We start from the raw sequence: 17776 nt of genomic DNA, 5'->3' as shown, positions 1-17776 counted from the left end.
CCAGGCCGGGGTTCTGTCACCTCACACGCACGATCACTCCTGGTTGGCCAGTTTGTGCTCGAGGTAGTGGATGTTGACGCCACCTTTGCAGAAACCTTCATCGCGCACCAGGTCACGGTGCAGCGGGATGTTGGTCTTGATGCCGTCGACCACGATCTCGTCCAGGGCATTGCGCATGCGCGCCATGGCTTCGTCGCGGTCCTTGCCGTAGGTGATCAGCTTGCCGATCAGCGAGTCGTAGTTCGGCGGGACCGAGTAACCGCTGTACAGGTGCGAGTCGACACGCACGCCATTGCCGCCCGGAGCATGGAAGTGCTTGACGGTACCTGGGCTCGGGATGAACTTCTTCGGGTCCTCGGCGTTGATCCGGCACTCCAGCGAGTGGCCACGGATGACCACGTCTTCCTGGCGGATCGACAGCTTGTTGCCAGCGGCGATGCTGAGCATCTCCTTGACGATGTCGATACCGGTGACCATCTCCGAGACCGGGTGCTCGACCTGAACGCGGGTGTTCATCTCGATGAAGTAGAAACGACCGTTCTCGTACAGGAACTCGAAGGTACCGGCACCGCGGTAGCCGATCTCGATGCACGCCTGCACGCAGCGGGCGAACACTTCCTGGCGGGCGTCCTCGTCGATGCCCGGGGCCGGGGCTTCTTCCAGCACCTTCTGGTGACGGCGCTGCAGGGAGCAGTCACGGTCGCCCAGGTGGATGGCGTTGCCCTGGCCGTCGGAAAGCACCTGGACTTCCACGTGGCGTGGGTTGGTCAGGAACTTCTCCAGGTAGACCATCGGGTTGCCGAAGGCGGCACCGGCTTCGTTGCGAGTCAGCTTGGCCGCGGCGATCAGGTCTTCTTCCTTGTGCACCACGCGCATGCCGCGACCACCACCGCCACCGGCGGCCTTGATGATCACCGGGTAGCCTACCTCGCGGGCGATCGCCAGCGCGGTTTCCTCGTCTTCCGGCAGCGGGCCGTCGGAGCCCGGCACGGTCGGCACGCCGGCCTTGATCATCGCGTCCTTGGCCGAGACCTTGTCGCCCATCAGGCGGATGGTGTCGGCTTTCGGGCCGATGAAGGCGAAGCCGGATTTCTCCACCTGTTCGGCGAAGTCGGCGTTCTCGGCGAGGAAGCCGTAGCCTGGGTGGATGGCGGTGGCGCCCGTCACTTCGGCAGCGGCGATGATCGCCGGGATGTGCAGGTAGGATTCGCGGGACGACGCCGGGCCGATGCACACGGACTCGTCAGCCAGGCCCAGGTGCATCAGCTCGCGGTCGGCCGTGGAGTGTACGGCGACGGTCTTGATACCCAGTTCCTTGCAGGCACGCAGGATACGCAGGGCAATTTCGCCGCGGTTGGCGATCAGAACTTTTTCCAACATCGCAGGCTCTCCGCGGTTCAAACGATGGTGAACAGCGGCTGGTCGAACTCAACCGGCTGACCGTCTTCCACCAGGATGGCGTCGATGACACCGCCGACATCGGCTTCGATGTGGTTCATCATCTTCATGGCTTCGACGATGCACAGGGTATCGCCTTTCTTCACGGTCTGACCGACTTCGGCGAAGTTGGCCGAGGTCGGCGAAGGCTTGCGGTAGAAGGTGCCGACCATCGGCGAGCGAACCACGGTGCCTTTGAGGGCCGGTGCGGCGGCAGCGGCTTCGGCGACCGGCGCGGCGGCAACCGGGGCTACGGCAGCGGCCACGGGCGCGGCGACCGGCGCCGGGGCGGCGAAGAACTGCTGGCCGGCCGGGGTCTTGCTGTGACGGCTGATGCGAACGGACTCTTCGCCTTCCTTGATCTCCAGTTCGTCGATGCCAGACTCTTCCAGCAGTTCGATCAGCTTCTTGACTTTACGGATATCCATTAATCATCAACTCCCAAGGTTCGGTCGGGGACGTAATTGAAAACGTGTCGAAAACGTTTTTCCAAACCCCGGCCCGAAGGGGCCGAGGCCTTGTGTCATCAGGGCTGTGCGTTGGCAGCCAGGTATTCCAGCGCAGACTCCAGGGCCAACCGGTAGCCGGTGGCGCCCAGGCCGCAGATCACCCCTACGGCGACATCGGAGAAGTAGGAGTGATGACGGAACGGTTCGCGTTTGTGCACGTTCGAGAGGTGCACTTCGATGAATGGGATGCTCACCGCGAGCAATGCGTCACGTAATGCGACGCTGGTGTGGGTGAACGCCGCCGGATTGATCAGGATGAAGTCCACGCCTTCGTTGCGGGCGGCGTGGATGCGGTCGATCAGTTCGTACTCGGCATTGCTCTGCAGGTATTGCAGGTGGTGACCGGCGGCGCGGGCACGCTGCTCCAGGTCCTGGTTGATCTGGGCCAGGGTCACGGCGCCGTAGTGGCCCGGTTCGCGGGTACCGAGCAGGTTGAGGTTGGGGCCGTGCAGCACCAGTAGGGTCGCCATCTGCGGATTCCTTGATTTTGTAGGGCAATACGACATAGCGCGGCGACTATGCCGCAAGAGCAGAGGAGTGTCCAGTTCCCGGCAATACGCAGCACGATGTCCGAGGTTCGCGCAAAGTATGTGACCAGATGATTAAATCTGGTCACCGCTGCAATGAAAAATCCCGCCTCGCGGGAAGTTATAGACCCAGATCGCTGCGCACGCGCACCAGATGATTGGCAAATTCCGTGGCATTTATCTCGCCAATGACCCGATCAGCGGTCATTTCGCTGCCGTTCGCTGCAAAGAACAACAGGGCCGGTGGGCCGAACAGCTGGTAGCGGTCGAGCAGGGCGCGTTGCTGGGCGTTGCTCTCGGTGATATCGAAGCGCAGCAGCTTGAAGGCGCCCAGTTGCGCCTGGACCTGCGGGGCATTGAGCACTTCGTGCTCGATCACCTTGCAACTGATGCACCAGTCGGCGTACCAGTCCAGCAGCACCGGCTGGCCGGCGGCCTTGGCCTCGGCCAGGGCGGCATCCAGCGCCGCGGGCGTGCTGAGGGTCTGCCAGGCGCTGGCCGTGCTGGCGGCCGGGTTACCGGCGCTGCTCGCGGGCGTGGGGGGTGGCAGCGGGCGCAGTGGGTCGCCGCGACCGCTCAAGGCGCCGTACCAGCAGGCCAGGGCATAGACCAGTAGGGCCAGGCCGAGCAATTGCGCCAGGCGCTGGCGGGGCGTCTTGACCACGAATTCCAGGGCGCCGAGGAACAGCGCCACCCCGGCGGCCAGCAGGCCGACCAGCAGCAGTGTCACGGGGCCAGGCAGCACGCGGCTGAGCAGGCCGATGGCCAGGCCCAGCAGGAGCACGCCGATGGCGTTCTTGACCGTGTTCAACCAGGGGCCGCTCTTGGGCAGCCAAGCCGCGCCACCGGTGGCCACCAGTAGCAGGGGGGCGCCCATGCCCAGGCCGAGGGCGAACAGTTTCAATGCCCCGCCCAGGGCATCGCCGCTGGCGCTGATGTACAGCAAGGCGCCGGCCAGCGGCGCCGATACGCAGGGCGATACCAGCAGGCTGGAGAGCACGCCGAGCACCGCGGCGCCCAGCAGCGAGCCGCCCCGGGTGCGGTTGGCGAGGCTGTTCAGGCGATTGCCCAGGGCCTGGGGCAGCTTCAGCTCGAACAGGCCGAACATGGCCAGGGCGAACAGCACGAAGAACAGCGCGAAGGGCACCAGCACCCAGGCCGACTGCAGGCGTGCCTGCAGGTTGAGACTGGCGCCGAATACGCCCATCAGCGCGCCGAGCACGGCGAAGCTGGCGGCCATCGGCAGCACGTAGGCCAGCGACAGGGACAGGCCGCGCCAGCCACCGACCTGGCCGCGCAGCACCACCCCAGAGAGGATCGGCAGCATGGGCAGCACGCAGGGGGTGAAGGTCAGGCCGACACCGGCGAGGAAGAACAGCAGCAGCGACTGCCAGCTCCAGCCCTTCTCGTCGCCGAGGGGAAGCGCGCCGGGCTTGCCGCCTTCGCCGCCGATGCTCAGCCGTTCGGTTTCCGGGGGGTAGCACAGGCCCTTGTCGGCGCAGCCCTGGTAGCCCACCAGCAGGGTGAAGGCGCGCAGGTCCGAGGCGTTGCGCGGCAGTTCGATGTCGAGCACGCCGTGGTACACCTCGACGTCACCGAAGAACTCGTCGTGCTTGGCTTCGCCGTTGGGGATCCGCGGTGCGCCGAGGACGATGTCGGTGGGCTCGGTATGGAACTGGAAGCGGTGGCGGTAGAGGTAGTAGCCGTCGGCGGCGACGAAGCGCAGCTTGATGGTCTGGGCATCGGCATGCACCAGGCTGAGCTTGAAGGCTTCGTGGACGGGCAGGAAGTCGGCGTTGTTGGACGACGAGGCGGCCCCGAGGGTGGCGCTGGGGCGGTTGTCGAGCAGGCCGCTGGCGAAGGCGGGGCTGGCCAGCAGCAGGAACAGCAGGAAAAACAGGCGGCGCATGGCGGACTCGCGAGGTGGAACCTGGGCGCATGATAGCGGAGTTGCCTGGGGTTGGGGGCGAAGCTGCAAGCTCCAAACCGCAAGCTGCAAGCTGATCGGCGCCGCTTGTCATGGCTGTGCTCGGTTCAAATGGGCGCCGCCTGCTTTTTCTTGCAGCTTGTAGCTTGCCGCTTTTTCTTGCCGCGCCTCAGAGGCGAAACGCCCGCACCGCCGTATTCAGCTCGCCACCCAGCTTGAGCAGTTGCTCCCCTTGCTCGCGTCCTTCGCCGATACGTTGCAGGTTGTCTTCGCCCAGTGCGTGGATCCGCTCGCTGTGATCGCGGATCTCGCTCACCGCGCCGCTCTGCTGTGCGGTCACGTCGGCGATGCGCACTGCGGTATCGGCAATGGTGCGAATGGCGCTGACGATCTCGTCCAGCGCACCATCGGCGGCCTGGGCCTGGCTGGCGGTGGTCTCGGCGTGTTCCAGCTGGGCGCGCATACCCTCCACCGACTCGCGGGCAGCCTGCTGCAGGCGGTCGATCAGCGCCTGGATCTCGCCTGTGGCACCTGTGGTGCGCTGGGCCAGCGAGCGCACCTCATCGGCGACCACGGCGAAACCTCGGCCCATCTCGCCGGCTCGCGCCGCCTCGATCGCGGCATTGAGGGCCAGCAGGTTGGTCTGCTCGGCGATGGCGCGGATCACCGTCAGTACACCGCCGATCGTGGCCGACTCCTCGGCCAGTTGCTCGATCATCTGCGCATTGCCCTGGACCTCATCCACCAGCGCGCGCAAGCCGGACAGGCTCTGGCCGATCACCGCCTGGCCCTGTTCCACCGCGCGGCCGGCGTCGCGGCTGGCGTCGGCGGCCGAGCTGGCATCGCCGGCGACTTGCTGGATGGTCGCCTCCAGCTCGCCCAGGGCATCGCGGATCTGCGCAGTGTCGCCGGCCTGGCGCTCGGCGCCGTGGTGCAGGGCGGTGCTCATGCCGGCCAGGGCGTGGCTGCTGCCGGCCACCTGCTCGGCGTTGTGGCGAAGGGTGCCGACCAGCTCCACCAGGTACTGGCGCAGGCGGTTGAGCGACGCCTGGATGTCGTGCAGCTCGCGGTTGGTACGGCCCAGGGCGATGGCCTCGGCGAAGTCGCCCTCGGCCCAGCGCGACAGCGCCGGGGCCAGGCCGGTCAGGGTACGGGCCAGGCGGCGCTGGAGGGTATCGACGAGCAGGGCGATCAGCAGGATCAGGCCGATCATCAGGCCCTGGATCAGGCGCACTTCGCTGGCGATCGTCGCGTGCTGGCCGCGCACCTGCGGCTCCAGGCCGGCGATGGCCTGTTGCACGGCGCCCAGGCGCTCGCCAGTGCTGGCGGCCAGGGCGGCGCGGCGCTCGATCTGCTCGCGGGTGCGCTGCAGTTCGGCAGGGTAGCGGCCCAGCAGGCTGTGCAGCTCCCGTTTGAGGCCCACCGCGACATCCTCGCGTTGATCGCTGGCTTGGGTCTCCAGGCCCATCAGGGCGGCGAAGTCGTCGGCGTTGGACTCGGCGGCGCGGGTCACGCCCAGCAAGGGCAGGCTGTCGATCACCTGGGCCTGGGCGCGGATCGCTTGCAGTTCGCGTTCGACTTCGTCGGCAAGCTCGGCGCGGCCACTGCTGACCAGCTTGTCCCGGGCCAGGGACAGGCGCCCCAGGTGCAGGCTGGCGTCGAACAGTGGCACGAGGTAGCGCTCGGCCTCGGGGTTGGCGCTGTCGCGCGCGTAAGTGGCCAATTGCTCGAAGTTGGCGCCAAGTTCACGCTCGGCCTGCAGCAGCAGGGCCTGGGGATCGCCGGCCAGCTTGCCGGCGGCGAGCAGCTCGTTGGCGGTGAACGCTTGCAGGTGGTCCAGGCTGGGGCGCAACTGGTCGGCCAGCGCTTCGGGCCAGTCGGCCAGGGCTGCCTGCAACTGCGTGTTGGCCGCCATGGCTGCGGCGTGGCGCAGGGCGTCGCCGCTGCCCAGGTAGGCCTGGATGTTGCTCGCCGCATCGTTCTGGAACTGCTGCGACAGGCCCAGGTAGCGCTCCATCAATTGGTAGGGACGCTCCAGGGCGCGTTGCGACCACCACAGGGTCGCAGCCAGGGCGATACAGACGGTCACCAGCAGCAGGGTGTTGAAATTGGTCAGCCACTTCAGGCGCATAGCCGAGAACTTCCAGCGGGGATGGAGAGGTAGGTGCCTGAAGTTATTGCGGTTTTGTGACGAGGTGATGACGGAGGCGGATAAAAGTGGCGTTTTGCCTTTATTCGCTATTGCTGTTCACGGGCACGCCCGATGGCCCGGCTATTTGGGGGCCTGGGTCATTGGTCGCTTATGCATACGCCGGTGTCTGCTTTATAGTGCTGCCACGCGGGCTTGCGGTGGCACCCTGGCCGAGGCTGGAGGTCCAAGCCCCTGAACGTCGTGACTGATTAAGGATATAGCCATGCTGGACTGGAAAAACCGCGAGGCCAAGGCCGAGCCCCGCGAGCGGGTCGATGCCCGTGGCGCTGCTACCCGTAGTTACCTTGGCGGCCTGTGGAGCCGTGCCCTGGGCACCCTGATCGGCCTGTACCTGCTGGTGTGCATCGGCCTGAGCTGGTACTGGAGCCAGGAGCCGGACCTGTTCCCGGTGCAGCAGAACGCCCAGGCCGCGGCCGAGCGCAGCAACCAGCAGATGGTGGTTGGCTATACCACCATCGAGACCCTCAAGACCGTGGCCGGCACCTTGCTGGACAAGCCGGGCGGCTATATCTCCAACGACCGCTTCCCGCCTGGGCTGTGGATGGACAATATGCCCAGCTGGGAATACGGCGTGCTGGTCCAGGTGCGCGACCTGGCCCGCGCTCTGCGCAAGGACTTCGCCCGCTCCCAGTCGCAATCCACCGAGGATGCCGACCTGGCCAAGGCCGAGCCGCGCTTCAACTTCGACAACAAGAGCTGGATCCTGCCGTCCAGCGAGTCGGAGTTCGAGGAGGGCCTCAAGTCGCTGACCCGCTACCAGTCCCGCCTGGCCGCCGGCGACCAGGGCGCGATCTTCTATACCCGCGCCGACAACCTGAACAACTGGCTGGGCGACGTGGCCACGCGCCTGGGTTCGCTGTCCCAGCGCCTGTCGGCCAGCGTTGGCCGGGTCAAGCTCAACAGCACCCTGAAGACCGAGTCGGTGGTCGCAGGCCAGGCGCCGCAGGTCGACGAAGAGCTGGTGGAAACGCCCTGGCTGCAGATCGACAACGTGTTCTACGAGGCCCGTGGCCAGGCCTGGGCGCTGTCCCACCTGCTGCGCGCCATCGAGGTGGACTTCGCCGATGTGCTGGCGAAGAAGAACGCCACCGTCAGCGTACGCCAGATCATCCGTGAGCTGGAGGCCTCCCAGGAGGCACTGTGGAGCCCGATGGTGCTCAACGGCAGCGGCTTCGGCATGTGGGCCAACCACTCGCTGGTGATGGCCAACTACATTTCCCGGGCCAACGCCGCGGTCATCGACCTGCGTCAACTGCTGTCGCAGGGCTGAGGATGACCATCAGCCCAGCCGAGGCCGCGCATCGTGCGGCCTCGGATCGTGAATCGGTCGCCTGGGTCGACGAGGCCGACCGCCTGCTCGGCGCCCTGCCACGGGCCGAACTGCGCGAGCGTGGCCTGATCGGCCGCTGCACCTTCATCCTGCTGTTCAACAGTGCCGGCGAGCTGTGCGTGCATCGGCGCACCCTGAGCAAGGCGCTGTATCCCGGCTACTGGGACGTGGCTGCCGGGGGCATGGTGGCGGCCGGGGAGAGCTACGCGGAGTCGGCGGCGCGTGAACTGGAGGAGGAGCTGGGCATCGGTGGCGTCGAGTTGCGCTTTCATGAGCGCTTCTACTTCGACCAGCCCGACAACCGCCTGTGGTGCGCGGTGTTCTCGGCGGTTTCCGATGCGCCGCTGCGGCTGCAGCCGGAGGAGGTCAGCGAGGCGCGTTTCGTCAGCATCGCCCGGGCCGAGGCCGACAGCCTGGTCCAGCCGTACTGCCCCGACTCGCTGGCCGCCTTGCAGCGCTACAAGGCGGGGTTGCGTTAGTGTTTGGGGCACGAAGCGGCCCCAGGATTGCCAAAGCACCGCTCGACTGACTGGCCTACCCGCGAAGGGGTCGCAAAACATTCGTAAAATGGCGCATCCGGGTACTTAGCAACCGGCGGATTTATCGTTAAACTGCGCGCCCTTTTCGGGCTGCCGCAGGACCTGCGGCAGTAGCGCTGCCCCTGCCAGAGTGGGGCTTCGCGGTCGGCCCTGGCTCCAGGCGTCGACCAGTTTTTGTCCTCAGCAAGAGGAACAAAAGTGGCCAAGAAAGCTTCTTCCTTCGCCGCCCTTGGCGGTCTTGTGTACTCCACCGATGCCGGTCGGCATTGCCCGGACTGTGGCAAGCCGGTGGACGCCTGCATCTGCAAGCAACAGGTCATCCCCGCAGGGGATGGGATCGCCCGTGTGCGCCGCGAAAGCAAAGGCCGGGGCGGCAAGACCGTGACCACCATCAGCGGCGTGCCGCTGCCCCTGGACCAGCTCAAGGAGCTGGCCAGCAACCTCAAGCGCCGTTGCGGCACCGGGGGCGCGCTGAAGGATGGGGTCATCGAGATCCAGGGCGACCACGTCGAGCTGCTGCTCGCCGAGCTGGCCAAGCAGGGCTTCAAGGCGAAGAAATCCGGCGGCTGATGCCGGTTGCGCGATTTTTTGCCCTGGGCTTTCTAAACTCGTTCCCGTAGCCAGGGTCTATCCCTGGACACGGGCGAATCGTCATTTTCAGTTTCTACACTGCATCCGCCTCCTGCGCGGGGCAGTGTCTTCGACTTTATCTACAGGGGACTTGAATGTCCGTACGACGCACACGCAAAGACGATGGCAGCCAATGGACCGTGGCCGACAGCCGCAGTGTTTACGGTATCCGCCATTGGGGCGCTGGTTATTTCGCCATCAATGAAGCCGGGCGCGTCGAAGTGCGCCCCAACGGCCCGGACAGCGCGCCGATCGATCTCTATGCGCAGATCGACGAGCTGCGCCAGAGCGGTCTTTCCCTGCCGCTGCTGGTGCGCTTCCCCGACATCCTGCAGCACCGCGTGCGGCAACTGACCGGCGCCTTCGATGCCAACATCGCGCGCCTGGAATACCAGAGCAAGTACACGGCCCTGTACCCGATCAAGGTCAACCAGCAGGAAGCAGTGGTGGAGAACATCATCGCCACCCAGAACGTCTCCATCGGCCTGGAGGCCGGCTCCAAGCCCGAGCTGCTGGCGGTGCTGGCGCTGGCGCCGAAGGGCGGTACCATCGTCTGCAACGGCTACAAGGACCGCGAGTTCATCCGCCTGGCGCTGATGGGCCAGAAGCTCGGCCACAACGTGTTCATCGTCATCGAGAAGGAGTCCGAGGTCGCCCTGGTGATCGAGGAGGCTGGCGAGCTCAAGGTCAAGCCGCAGGTCGGGCTGCGCGTGCGCCTGTCGTCGCTGGCATCGAGCAAGTGGGCCGACACCGGGGGCGAGAAATCCAAGTTCGGCCTGTCGGCCGCCCAGTTGCTCTCGGTGGTGCAGCGCTTCCGTGAGGCCGGCCTCGACCAGGGCATCCGCCTGCTGCACTTCCACATGGGGTCGCAGATCGCCAACCTGGCCGACTACCAGCACGGCTTCAAGGAGGCCATCCGCTACTACGGCGAACTGCGCGGCCTGGGCCTGCCGGTGGATCATATCGATGTCGGTGGTGGCCTGGGCGTGGACTACGACGGTACTCACTCGCGCAACGCCAGCTCGATCAACTACGACATCGACGACTACGCTGCCGTCGTGGTCGGCATGCTCAAGGAGTTCTGCGACGCCCAGGGCCTGCCGCACCCGCACATCTTCTCGGAAAGCGGCCGCGCCCTGACCGCGCACCACGCCATGCTGGTGGTGCAGGTGACCGACGTGGAGAAGCACAACGACGAGGTGCCGACCATCGAGAACAAGGAAAGCCTGCCCGAGAGCGTGCGCTGGCTGGCCGACCTGCTCGGGCCGACCGACATCGAGATGGTCACCGAGACCTACTGGCGCGCCACCCACTACATGAGCGACGTGGCCGCCCAGTATGCCGATGGCAAGGTTTCGCTGGCCGAGAAGGCCCTGGCCGAGCAGTGCTACTTCGCCCTCTGCCGGCGCTTGCACAACTCGCTCAAGGCTCGCCAGCGCTCGCACCGCCAGGTGCTCGACGAGCTCAACGACAAGCTGGCCGACAAGTACATCTGCAACTTCTCGGTGTTCCAGAGCCTGCCCGACACCTGGGCCATCGGCCAGGTCCTGCCGATCCTGCCGCTGCATCGCCTGGACGAAGAGCCCCTGCGCCGCGCCGTGTTGCAGGACCTGACCTGCGACTCCGACGGCAAGATCAACCAGTACGTCGACGAGCAGAGCATCGAGACCAGCCTGCCGGTGCATGGCGTCAAGGAGGGCGAGGACTACCTGCTGGGCATCTTCCTGGTCGGTGCCTACCAGGAGATCCTCGGCGACATGCACAACCTGTTCGGCGACACCGACTCGGTGAACATCTACCAGAACGCCGATGGCAGCGTGTACCACGCCGGCATCGAGACCCACGACACCATCGAGGACATGCTGCGCTACGTGCACCTGTCGCCGGAAGAGCTGATGACCCACTACCGCGACAAGGTCGCCAGCGCCAAGATCAGCGCACGGGAGCGCACGCAGTTCCTCGATGCCCTGCGCCTGGGGCTGACCCGGTCTTCGTATTTGTCTTCGTGATCCAAGGGGGCCGCTTTGCGGCCCTTTCCGACCGGTCCGGCGTCCCGCAAGGCCGCTCCCATACGAGGAAGACGGTGGGTGTTCAGCGCACCCACTGATCCCTTTGCTGCAGTCGCCAGCCGAGCCAGCCCAGGCTCACCGCCCGCAACCCCATGAACCCCAGGAACGCCAGCCACAGCCCGTGGTTGCCGAGCCCGCGCATGCCCAGTGCCAGGGGCAGGGCGAGCAGCACGGAAAGCAACATGGCATTGCGCATTTCCCGTGCCCGGGTGGCGCCGATGAACAGGCCATCGAGCAGGTAGCTCCACACCGCGACCAGCGGCAGCACGGCGAGGTAGGGCAGGAAGGGGTAGGCGGCCGCGCGCACGCTGTCGATATCGGTCTGCAGATCGATGAACAGGTGCCCACCGAGCAGGAACAGCACGGCGAAGCCCAGGCTGGTGAGCAGCGACCAGCCGCAGGCCACCACCATCGCGCGGCGCAGGGCGTCACGGTCGCGGGCGCCGATGGCGTGGCCGCACAGCGCTTCGACGGCATGGGCCAGGCCGTCGAGGGCGTAGGCGGTGAGCATCAGGCCATTGAGCAGCAGGGCGTTGGCCGCCACCGTGGCTTCGCCCAGCCGCGCGCCCTGGACGGTGACCAGCAGGAACACCAACTGCAACGCCAGGCTGCGCAGGAAGATGTCGCGGTTGACCGACAACAACGGCCGCCAGGCCTGCCAGCGCTTCAGCGCCTGCCAGGCGATGCGCCCGGGGTAGGCGCGTAGGGCCGGGCGGGTCAGGGCCAGGCCCAGCAGGGCGGCACTCCATTCGGCGATCACCGAGGCGCGTGCCGAGCCCAGGACACCCCAGCCCAGGCCGAGGACGAACCACAGGTTGAGGACGATGTTGAGCAGGTTGGTGACCAGCAGGATCGCCAGGGGCGCACGGGCGTTCTGGGTGCCGAGGAACCAGCCGACCAAGGCATAGCTGGCCAGGGCTGCCGGCAGACCGAGCAAGCGGGTGTGGAAGAAGTCCTCGGTGGATTGCTGCAGCGCTTCGCTCGGTTGCATCGCGTGCAGCGCCAGTTGGCTGAAAGGTAGGGCCAGCAGGCCGATCAGCAGGGCGAAGGCGAGCGCGAGCAGCAGCCCCTGCACCAACACCTGGCGCAGCGCGGCACCATCGGCGCGCCCGGCGGCCTGGGCGGCGAAGCCGGTGGAGCCCATGCGCAGGAAACCCATCAGCCCGACCATGAAGGTGAACAGGGTGGCGCCCACCGCCACCGCACCCAACTGGTGGGCATGGGGCAGGTGGCCGATCACTGTGCTGTCGACCAAGGCCACCAGCGGCACCGAGACGTTGGACAGGATCATCGGTGCGGCCAGGGCCCAGACCTTGCGGTGGGTACGGCGGTCGCGCCAATCGGTGGACAGTTGGGGCATGCGGGCTCCTGGGCAAGCGTGGGCTGCCTATCCTCGACTGGCGCTTCGCGGGCAAGCTCCGCAGGGCATGAGCCGATCACACAGGATGTGATGTGCAGGGCCATGGGGAGCGGGCTTGTCCGCGAAGTGCCGAGCGCGTGATTCCATACACCGCACTGGCTAGGCAAACGCGCATTCTAGCGGCCGGGCCGCAGGTACGCCCCCTGCCGTTGCGCTATAGTTGCGCCCTTACGTACATGCTGCCGAAGAGTTTCCTTCCCATGCTCGACAAAGGATTGTTGCTGGCCTGCGTGCTGGCCCTGCTCAGTGCCTGTGATTCTTCCTCGCCGGACAAGCAGCCCGCGCCCGCCGAAAAGCCGGCCGCCACTGCCCCTGCCGAAACCGCCGCACCCAGGCAAGAAGACCCGGCCGCCCTCGCCAAGCGCTACGAAGGCCGTGAGCTGACCGTGCTGGACGTCTCGGAGGTCCAGCTCGACGGCGCCAGCAGCCTGTCGATCAGCTTCTCCGCGCCGTTGGATGCCAACCAGGACTTCGCCGCCAAGGTGCACCTGGTCGACACCGTCAAGGGCAAGGTCGACGGTGCCTGGGAGCTTGCCGAGAACCAGATGGAGCTGCGCCTGCGCCACCTGGAACCCCAGCGCAAGCTGGTGCTGACCGTCGACAAGGGCCTGCTGGCGGTCAATGGCAAGCGCCTGGAGAAGGAGTCGATCAGTCGCCTGGAAACCCGCGACCTGCAACCCACCGTGGGCTTCGCCAGCCGTGGTTCGCTGCTGCCCACGCGCCTGGCAGAAGGGCTGCCGGTGATCGCCCTGAACGTCGACAAGGTCGACGTGGAGTTCTTCCGCATCAAGCCGGACATGCTCTCCAGTTTCCTGGTCAACTGGGGCCGCAACAGCAGCCTGTACGACTACCAGTCGAAGGAGACCCTGGAGATGGCCGACCTGGTCTACAGCGGCCGCTTCGACCTCAACCCGGCACGCAACACCCGTGAAACCGTGTTGCTGCCGATCGCCGGGATCAAGCCGTTGCAGGAGCCAGGCGTGTACTTGGCGGTGATGCGCGCCTCGGGTACCTACGACTACTCGCAGCCGGCGACCCTGTTCACCCTCAGCGACATCGGCGTTTCCGCCCACCGTTACCGCGACCGCCTGGACGTGTTCGCCCAGGCCCTGGAGGGCGGCAAGGCACTGGCAGGCGTGAACCTGGAACTGCACGACGGCAAGGGCAAGCTGCTGGCCCAGGCCGAGACCGACGGTCGCGGCCATGCCCAGTTGCCGATCACGCCCAAGGCCGACACCCTGATCGCCACCCAGGGCGTGCACACCACCCTGCTGCGCTTGAACACCGCTGCCCTGGACCTGGCCGAGTTCGATATCACCGGCCCCCAGGCCAACCCGCTGCAGTTCTTCATCTTCGGCCCGCGCGACCTGTATCGTCCGGGCGAGACCGTGCTGCTCAATGGCCTGCTGCGCGACCAGGACGGCAAGCCGGTGAAGGCCCAGCCGGTGACCGTGGAGGTCCGCCGGCCCGATGAGCAGGTCAGCCGCAAGTTCGTCTGGGAGGCCGATGCCAATGGCCTGTACCAGTATCAGTTGCAACTGGCGGGCGAGGCGCCGACAGGTCGCTGGCAGTTGTTGCTCGACCTGGGCGGCGGGCGCAAGCAGGTCCATGAGTTCCTCGTCGAAGACTTCCTGCCCGAGCGCCTGGCCCTCGAGCTCAAGGGCAGCAGCACGCCGCTGAGCCCGGAGCAGACGGCCCATGTCCACGTCAATGGCCGCTACCTCTATGGCGCCCCGGCCGCCGGCAACCGCCTGAGCGGGCAGGCCTACCTGCGCCCTCTGCGCGAGGCGGTACCGGCGTTGCCGGGCTACCAGTTCGGCTCGGTCACCGAGAGCGAGCTCAACCAGGACCTGGAACTGGACGAAGTCACCCTCGACCAGGCCGGCAAGGCCCGTCTGGACATCGAGAGCCGCTGGGCCGAGGCCCGTTCGCCCCTGCAACTGACCGTCCAGGCCAGCCTGCAAGAGTCTGGCGGCCGGCCGATCACCCGCCGTCTCGAGCAGCCGATCTGGCCAGCCGAGCGCCTGCCGGGGCTGCGCGGCCTGTTCGACGGCGACGAGACCGATGGCGATGCCCCGGTGCAGTTCGAGTTCCTGGTGGCCGACCGCGAAGGCCACAAGCTGGCCGCCGATGCGCTCAAGGTGCGCTTGGTCCGCGAGCGCCGCGACTACTACTGGAACTACTCCCAGAGTGACGGCTGGAGCTACAACTACAACGAGAAGTTCCTCACCCAGAGCGAGGAGACCGTCAGCGTCAAGGCCGGGGGTACCGCCAAGCTGAGCTTCCAGGTCGAGTGGGGACCGTACCGGGTCGAGGTGGAAGATCCGCAGACCGGGCTGGTCTCCAGCGCGCGTTTCTGGGCCGGCTACCGCGCCCAGGACAACGCCGAAGGCGGTGCGGTGCGCCCAGACCAGGTCAAGCTGGCCCTGGACAAACCGGCCTATGCCGACGGCGCCACCGCCAAGGTCACCGTGACCCCGCCAGCCGCCGGCAGCGGCTACCTGATGATCGAGTCCAGTGACGGTCCGCTGTGGTGGCAGGAGATCGAGGTGCCTGCCGAGGGCAAGGCCTTCGACGTGCAACTGGACAAGAACTGGGCGCGCCATGACCTGTACATCAGCGCGCTGGTGATCCGCCCCGGCGAGCGCAAGGCCAACGCCACGCCCAAGCGCGCCGTGGGTGTGCTGCACCTGCCACTGGAGCGCACCGAGCGCAAGCTCGCCCTGACCTTGCAGGCGCCGGAGAAGATGCGGCCCAAGCAGCCACTGACGGTGAAGTTCAAGGCCGCCAATGCCGATGGCAGTACGCCCAGGCACGTGCATGTGCTGTTGTCTGCGGTGGACGTGGGCATCCTCAACATCACCGACTTCAAGACCCCCGACCCGTTCGCCAGCCTGTTCGGCCGCAAGGCCTACGGCGCCGACCAACTGGACATCTACGGCCAGTTGATCGAAGCCGGCCAGGGCCGCCTGGCGAGCCTGGCATTCGGTGGCGACGCGGCCATGGCCAAGGGCGGCAAGCGCCCCAACACCACGGTGACCATCGTCGCCCAGCAGAGCCTGCCGGTGACCCTCGATGCGCAGGGCGAGGGCCAGGCCACCGTCGAGATCCCCGACTTCAATGGCGAGTTGCGCCTGATGGCCCAGGCCTGGAGCGACGATCGCTTCGGCATGGCCGAAGGCAAGACGGTGGTTGCCGCACCGCTGATCGCCGAACTGTCGACACCGCGCTTTCTCGCCGGCGGCGACCGCACCAGCCTGGCCCTGGACCTGGCCAACCTGTCGGGGCGGGCCCAGCAGTTGAGCGTGCAGGTCAGCGCCGGGGGCCAGTTGAGCCTGGCCGGCGAGGGCTCGCAGAGCGTCAGCCTGGCCGAGGGCCAGCGCAAGACCTTGCTGATCCCGGTGCAGGCCCAGGGCGGCCTCGGCCAGGGCAAGGTGCAGGTGCGGGTCGAGGGCCTGCAATTGCCGGGTGAACCGGTCAACGCCTTCGAGCGTGAGTGGACCCTGGGCATTCGACCGGCCTACCCAGCGATGCTCAAGCACTATCGCGTCGCCTTGAAGGACCAGCCCTGGACCTTGCCGGAAGGCGACCTGGCGGCGTTCGAACCGGCCGGCCTGGAAGCCAGCCTGGCGCTTTCCAGCCGCCCGCCGCTGAACCTCGCCGAGCAGATCCGCGCCCTCGAGGCATACCCCTACGGCTGCCTGGAGCAGACCGCCAGCGGGCTGTACCCGTCGCTCTATGCCGATGCCGAGAGCCTCAAGCGCTTGGGCATCAAGGGCGAGCCGGCCGATGTGCGCAAGCGCAAGATCGAGATGGGCATCGAGCACCTGCTGGGCATGCAGCGCTACAACGGCAGCTTCGGCCTGTGGAGCTCGGACAGCGAAGAGGAATACTGGTTGACCGCCTATGTCACCGATTTCCTCCTGCGCGCCCGCGAGCAGGGCTTCGGCGTGCCGGCCGAGGCGCTGAAGAAGGCCAACGAGCGCCTGTTGCGCTACGTGCAGGAGCGCAACCTGATCGAGGTGGACTACAGCCAGAACGCCGATCACACCCGCTTTGCCGTGCAGGCCTACGCGGCCCTGGTGCTGGCGCGCAACCAGCAGGCTCCGCTGGGCGCTCTGCGCAGCCTGTTCGAACGGCGCAGCGATGCCCGCTCCGGCCTGCCCTTGGTGCAACTGGCGGTGGCGCTGGACAAGATGGGCGACAAGCCTCGTGCCCAGCAGGCGCTGCAGGCAGGCCTGGGTGCCGGCCGCAGCGAGGGCTGGATGGCCGACTATGGCAGTGCCCTGCGTGACCAGGCGCTGATCCTGGCATTGCTGCAGGAGAACGAGCTGGCCAGCGACCAGGTCGACCAGCGCCTGTTCGCGCTGTCTGACGAACTGGCGGCCAATCGCTGGCTGTCGACCCAGGAGCGCAACGCCCTGTACCTGGCCGGCCGCGGCCTGCTGGGCAAGCCGGAAGGCCAGTGGCAGGCACGCCTGGACAGCGCTGGGGAGGTTCGCGCGTTCAACAATGCCGAGTCGGGCATGAAGCTCGAAGGGGCGCTGCTGAGGTCGCCGCTGACCGTGCAGAATGAAGGCAGCGAGACGCTCTACCAGCAACTGACCCTCTCCGGCTATCCGCGTCAAGCACCGGCGGCAGGCGGCAATGGCCTGGAGATCCGCCGTGAGTACCAGGGCATGAACGGCCAGCCATTGGACCTGCGCAACCTGCGCAGTGGCGACCTGGTGCTGGTGCACCTGGCGCTGAAGGCCAGTACCCAGGTGCCGGATGCGCTGGTGGTCGACCTGCTGCCGGCGGGCCTGGAGCTGGAGAACCAGAACCTGGCGCAGAGCGCTGCCAGCCTGGACAACGCCAGCAGCACGGTGAAGCAGTGGCGCGAATCGATGCAGAACGCCAACGTGGTGCATCAGGAGTTCCGCGACGACCGCTATGTGGCGGCGCTCAAGCTCGACAGCTATGGCACCACGCACCTGTTGTACCTGGCCCGGGCGGTGACGCCAGGCACCTACCGCGTGCCGCCGCCGCAGGTGGAGTCGATGTACCGGCCGAACTTGCAGGCGGTCGGGGAAGGGCAGGGGGAGGTGATCGTTAGAGGTCGCTGACGTTCGAGCTTCGAGCCGCAAGCTGCAAGCGGTAAGAAAAAACAGCCGGCGCCGGCCAGTGCGGGCAGTGG

Annotated in this window: 10 protein-coding genes and 1 pseudogene; 5 read left to right on the top strand and 6 right to left on the bottom strand. The window is 66.8% G+C overall.

The features are described 5' to 3' along the window. Positions 1-33: 33 nt before the first annotated feature. The 5 genes and pseudogenes from accC to ABFA30_RS23185 form a co-directional block, all read right to left on the bottom strand. Positions 34-1380 carry an acetyl-CoA carboxylase biotin carboxylase subunit gene (gene accC, locus ABFA30_RS23205; protein WP_225790506.1) on the bottom strand — a complete coding sequence of 449 codons (1347 nt, stop codon included), beginning with the start codon at positions 1378-1380 and terminating at the stop codon, positions 34-36. A 17-nt stretch (positions 1381-1397) separates the two neighbouring features. Next, entirely contained in the window at positions 1398-1865 is a 468-nt protein-coding gene (accB, locus tag ABFA30_RS23200) for an acetyl-CoA carboxylase biotin carboxyl carrier protein (RefSeq protein WP_225790505.1), read from the bottom strand. 98 nt (positions 1866-1963) lie between these two features. Next, the gene (gene aroQ, locus ABFA30_RS23195; protein ID WP_070090423.1) at positions 1964-2416 is read right to left on the bottom strand and encodes a type II 3-dehydroquinate dehydratase; all 453 of its coding nucleotides are present in this window, start codon (positions 2414-2416) and stop codon (positions 1964-1966) included. A gap of 178 nt (positions 2417-2594) precedes the next feature. Next, entirely contained in the window at positions 2595-4382 is a 1788-nt protein-coding gene (locus ABFA30_RS23190) for a protein-disulfide reductase DsbD (RefSeq protein WP_225790504.1), read from the bottom strand. 187 nt (positions 4383-4569) lie between these two features. Then, positions 4570-5085, bottom strand: a pseudogene (locus ABFA30_RS23185) (methyl-accepting chemotaxis protein); the annotation flags it as partial. Between the two features lie 1729 nt (positions 5086-6814). Here ABFA30_RS23185 and ABFA30_RS23180 point away from each other — a divergent pair. The 4 genes from ABFA30_RS23180 (at position 6815) to speA (ending at position 11120) form a co-directional block, all read left to right on the top strand. Next, positions 6815-7882: a DUF2333 family protein gene (locus ABFA30_RS23180; RefSeq protein WP_225790502.1), complete on the top strand. Its 1068-nt coding sequence runs from the start codon at positions 6815-6817 to the stop codon at positions 7880-7882. Positions 7883-7884: 2 nt separating this feature from the next. After that, positions 7885-8421, top strand: coding sequence for an NUDIX hydrolase (locus ABFA30_RS23175; RefSeq protein WP_225790501.1), 537 nt, complete (start codon positions 7885-7887; stop codon positions 8419-8421). Between the two features lie 258 nt (positions 8422-8679). Next, entirely contained in the window at positions 8680-9051 is a 372-nt protein-coding gene (locus tag ABFA30_RS23170) for a translation initiation factor Sui1 (RefSeq protein WP_225790500.1), read from the top strand. Between the two features lie 155 nt (positions 9052-9206). Beyond that, complete coding sequence (speA, locus tag ABFA30_RS23165) at positions 9207-11120, top strand: arginine decarboxylase (RefSeq protein ID WP_225790499.1); 1914 nt, start codon at positions 9207-9209, stop codon at positions 11118-11120. An 82-nt stretch (positions 11121-11202) separates the two neighbouring features. On the opposite strand, the gene ABFA30_RS23160 is transcribed toward speA, so the two are convergent. After that, positions 11203-12540, bottom strand: coding sequence for an MATE family efflux transporter (locus tag ABFA30_RS23160; RefSeq protein ID WP_410046010.1), 1338 nt, complete (start codon positions 12538-12540; stop codon positions 11203-11205). A gap of 260 nt (positions 12541-12800) precedes the next feature. Between ABFA30_RS23160 and ABFA30_RS23155 the strand changes: the two genes are divergently transcribed. Next, on the top strand, positions 12801-17705 hold the full coding sequence (locus ABFA30_RS23155) for an alpha-2-macroglobulin family protein (RefSeq protein ID WP_410046009.1): 4905 nt from the start codon (positions 12801-12803) through the stop codon (positions 17703-17705). The last annotated feature ends 71 nt before the right edge of the window (positions 17706-17776 follow it).

The organism is Pseudomonas sp. HLMP, assembly GCF_046365545.1.
GTDB lineage: Bacteria > Pseudomonadota > Gammaproteobacteria > Pseudomonadales > Pseudomonadaceae > Aquipseudomonas > Aquipseudomonas guariconensis_B.
This window is presented reverse-complemented; position numbering and strand designations above follow the sequence as displayed.

Coding starts and splice junctions, on each gene's coding strand:
- ABFA30_RS23190 (WP_225790504.1), bottom strand. CDS start 4,382: ATGCGCCGCCTGTTTTTCCTGCTGTTCCTGCTGCTGGCCAGCCCCGCC.
- speA (WP_225790499.1), top strand. CDS start 9,207: ATGTCCGTACGACGCACACGCAAAGACGATGGCAGCCAATGGACCGTG.
- accC (WP_225790506.1), bottom strand. CDS start 1,380: ATGTTGGAAAAAGTTCTGATCGCCAACCGCGGCGAAATTGCCCTGCGT.
- ABFA30_RS23155 (WP_410046009.1), top strand. CDS start 12,801: ATGCTCGACAAAGGATTGTTGCTGGCCTGCGTGCTGGCCCTGCTCAGT.
- ABFA30_RS23180 (WP_225790502.1), top strand. CDS start 6,815: ATGCTGGACTGGAAAAACCGCGAGGCCAAGGCCGAGCCCCGCGAGCGG.
- aroQ (WP_070090423.1), bottom strand. CDS start 2,416: ATGGCGACCCTACTGGTGCTGCACGGCCCCAACCTCAACCTGCTCGGT.
- ABFA30_RS23160 (WP_410046010.1), bottom strand. CDS start 12,540: ATGCCCCAACTGTCCACCGATTGGCGCGACCGCCGTACCCACCGCAAG.
- ABFA30_RS23175 (WP_225790501.1), top strand. CDS start 7,885: ATGACCATCAGCCCAGCCGAGGCCGCGCATCGTGCGGCCTCGGATCGT.
- accB (WP_225790505.1), bottom strand. CDS start 1,865: ATGGATATCCGTAAAGTCAAGAAGCTGATCGAACTGCTGGAAGAGTCT.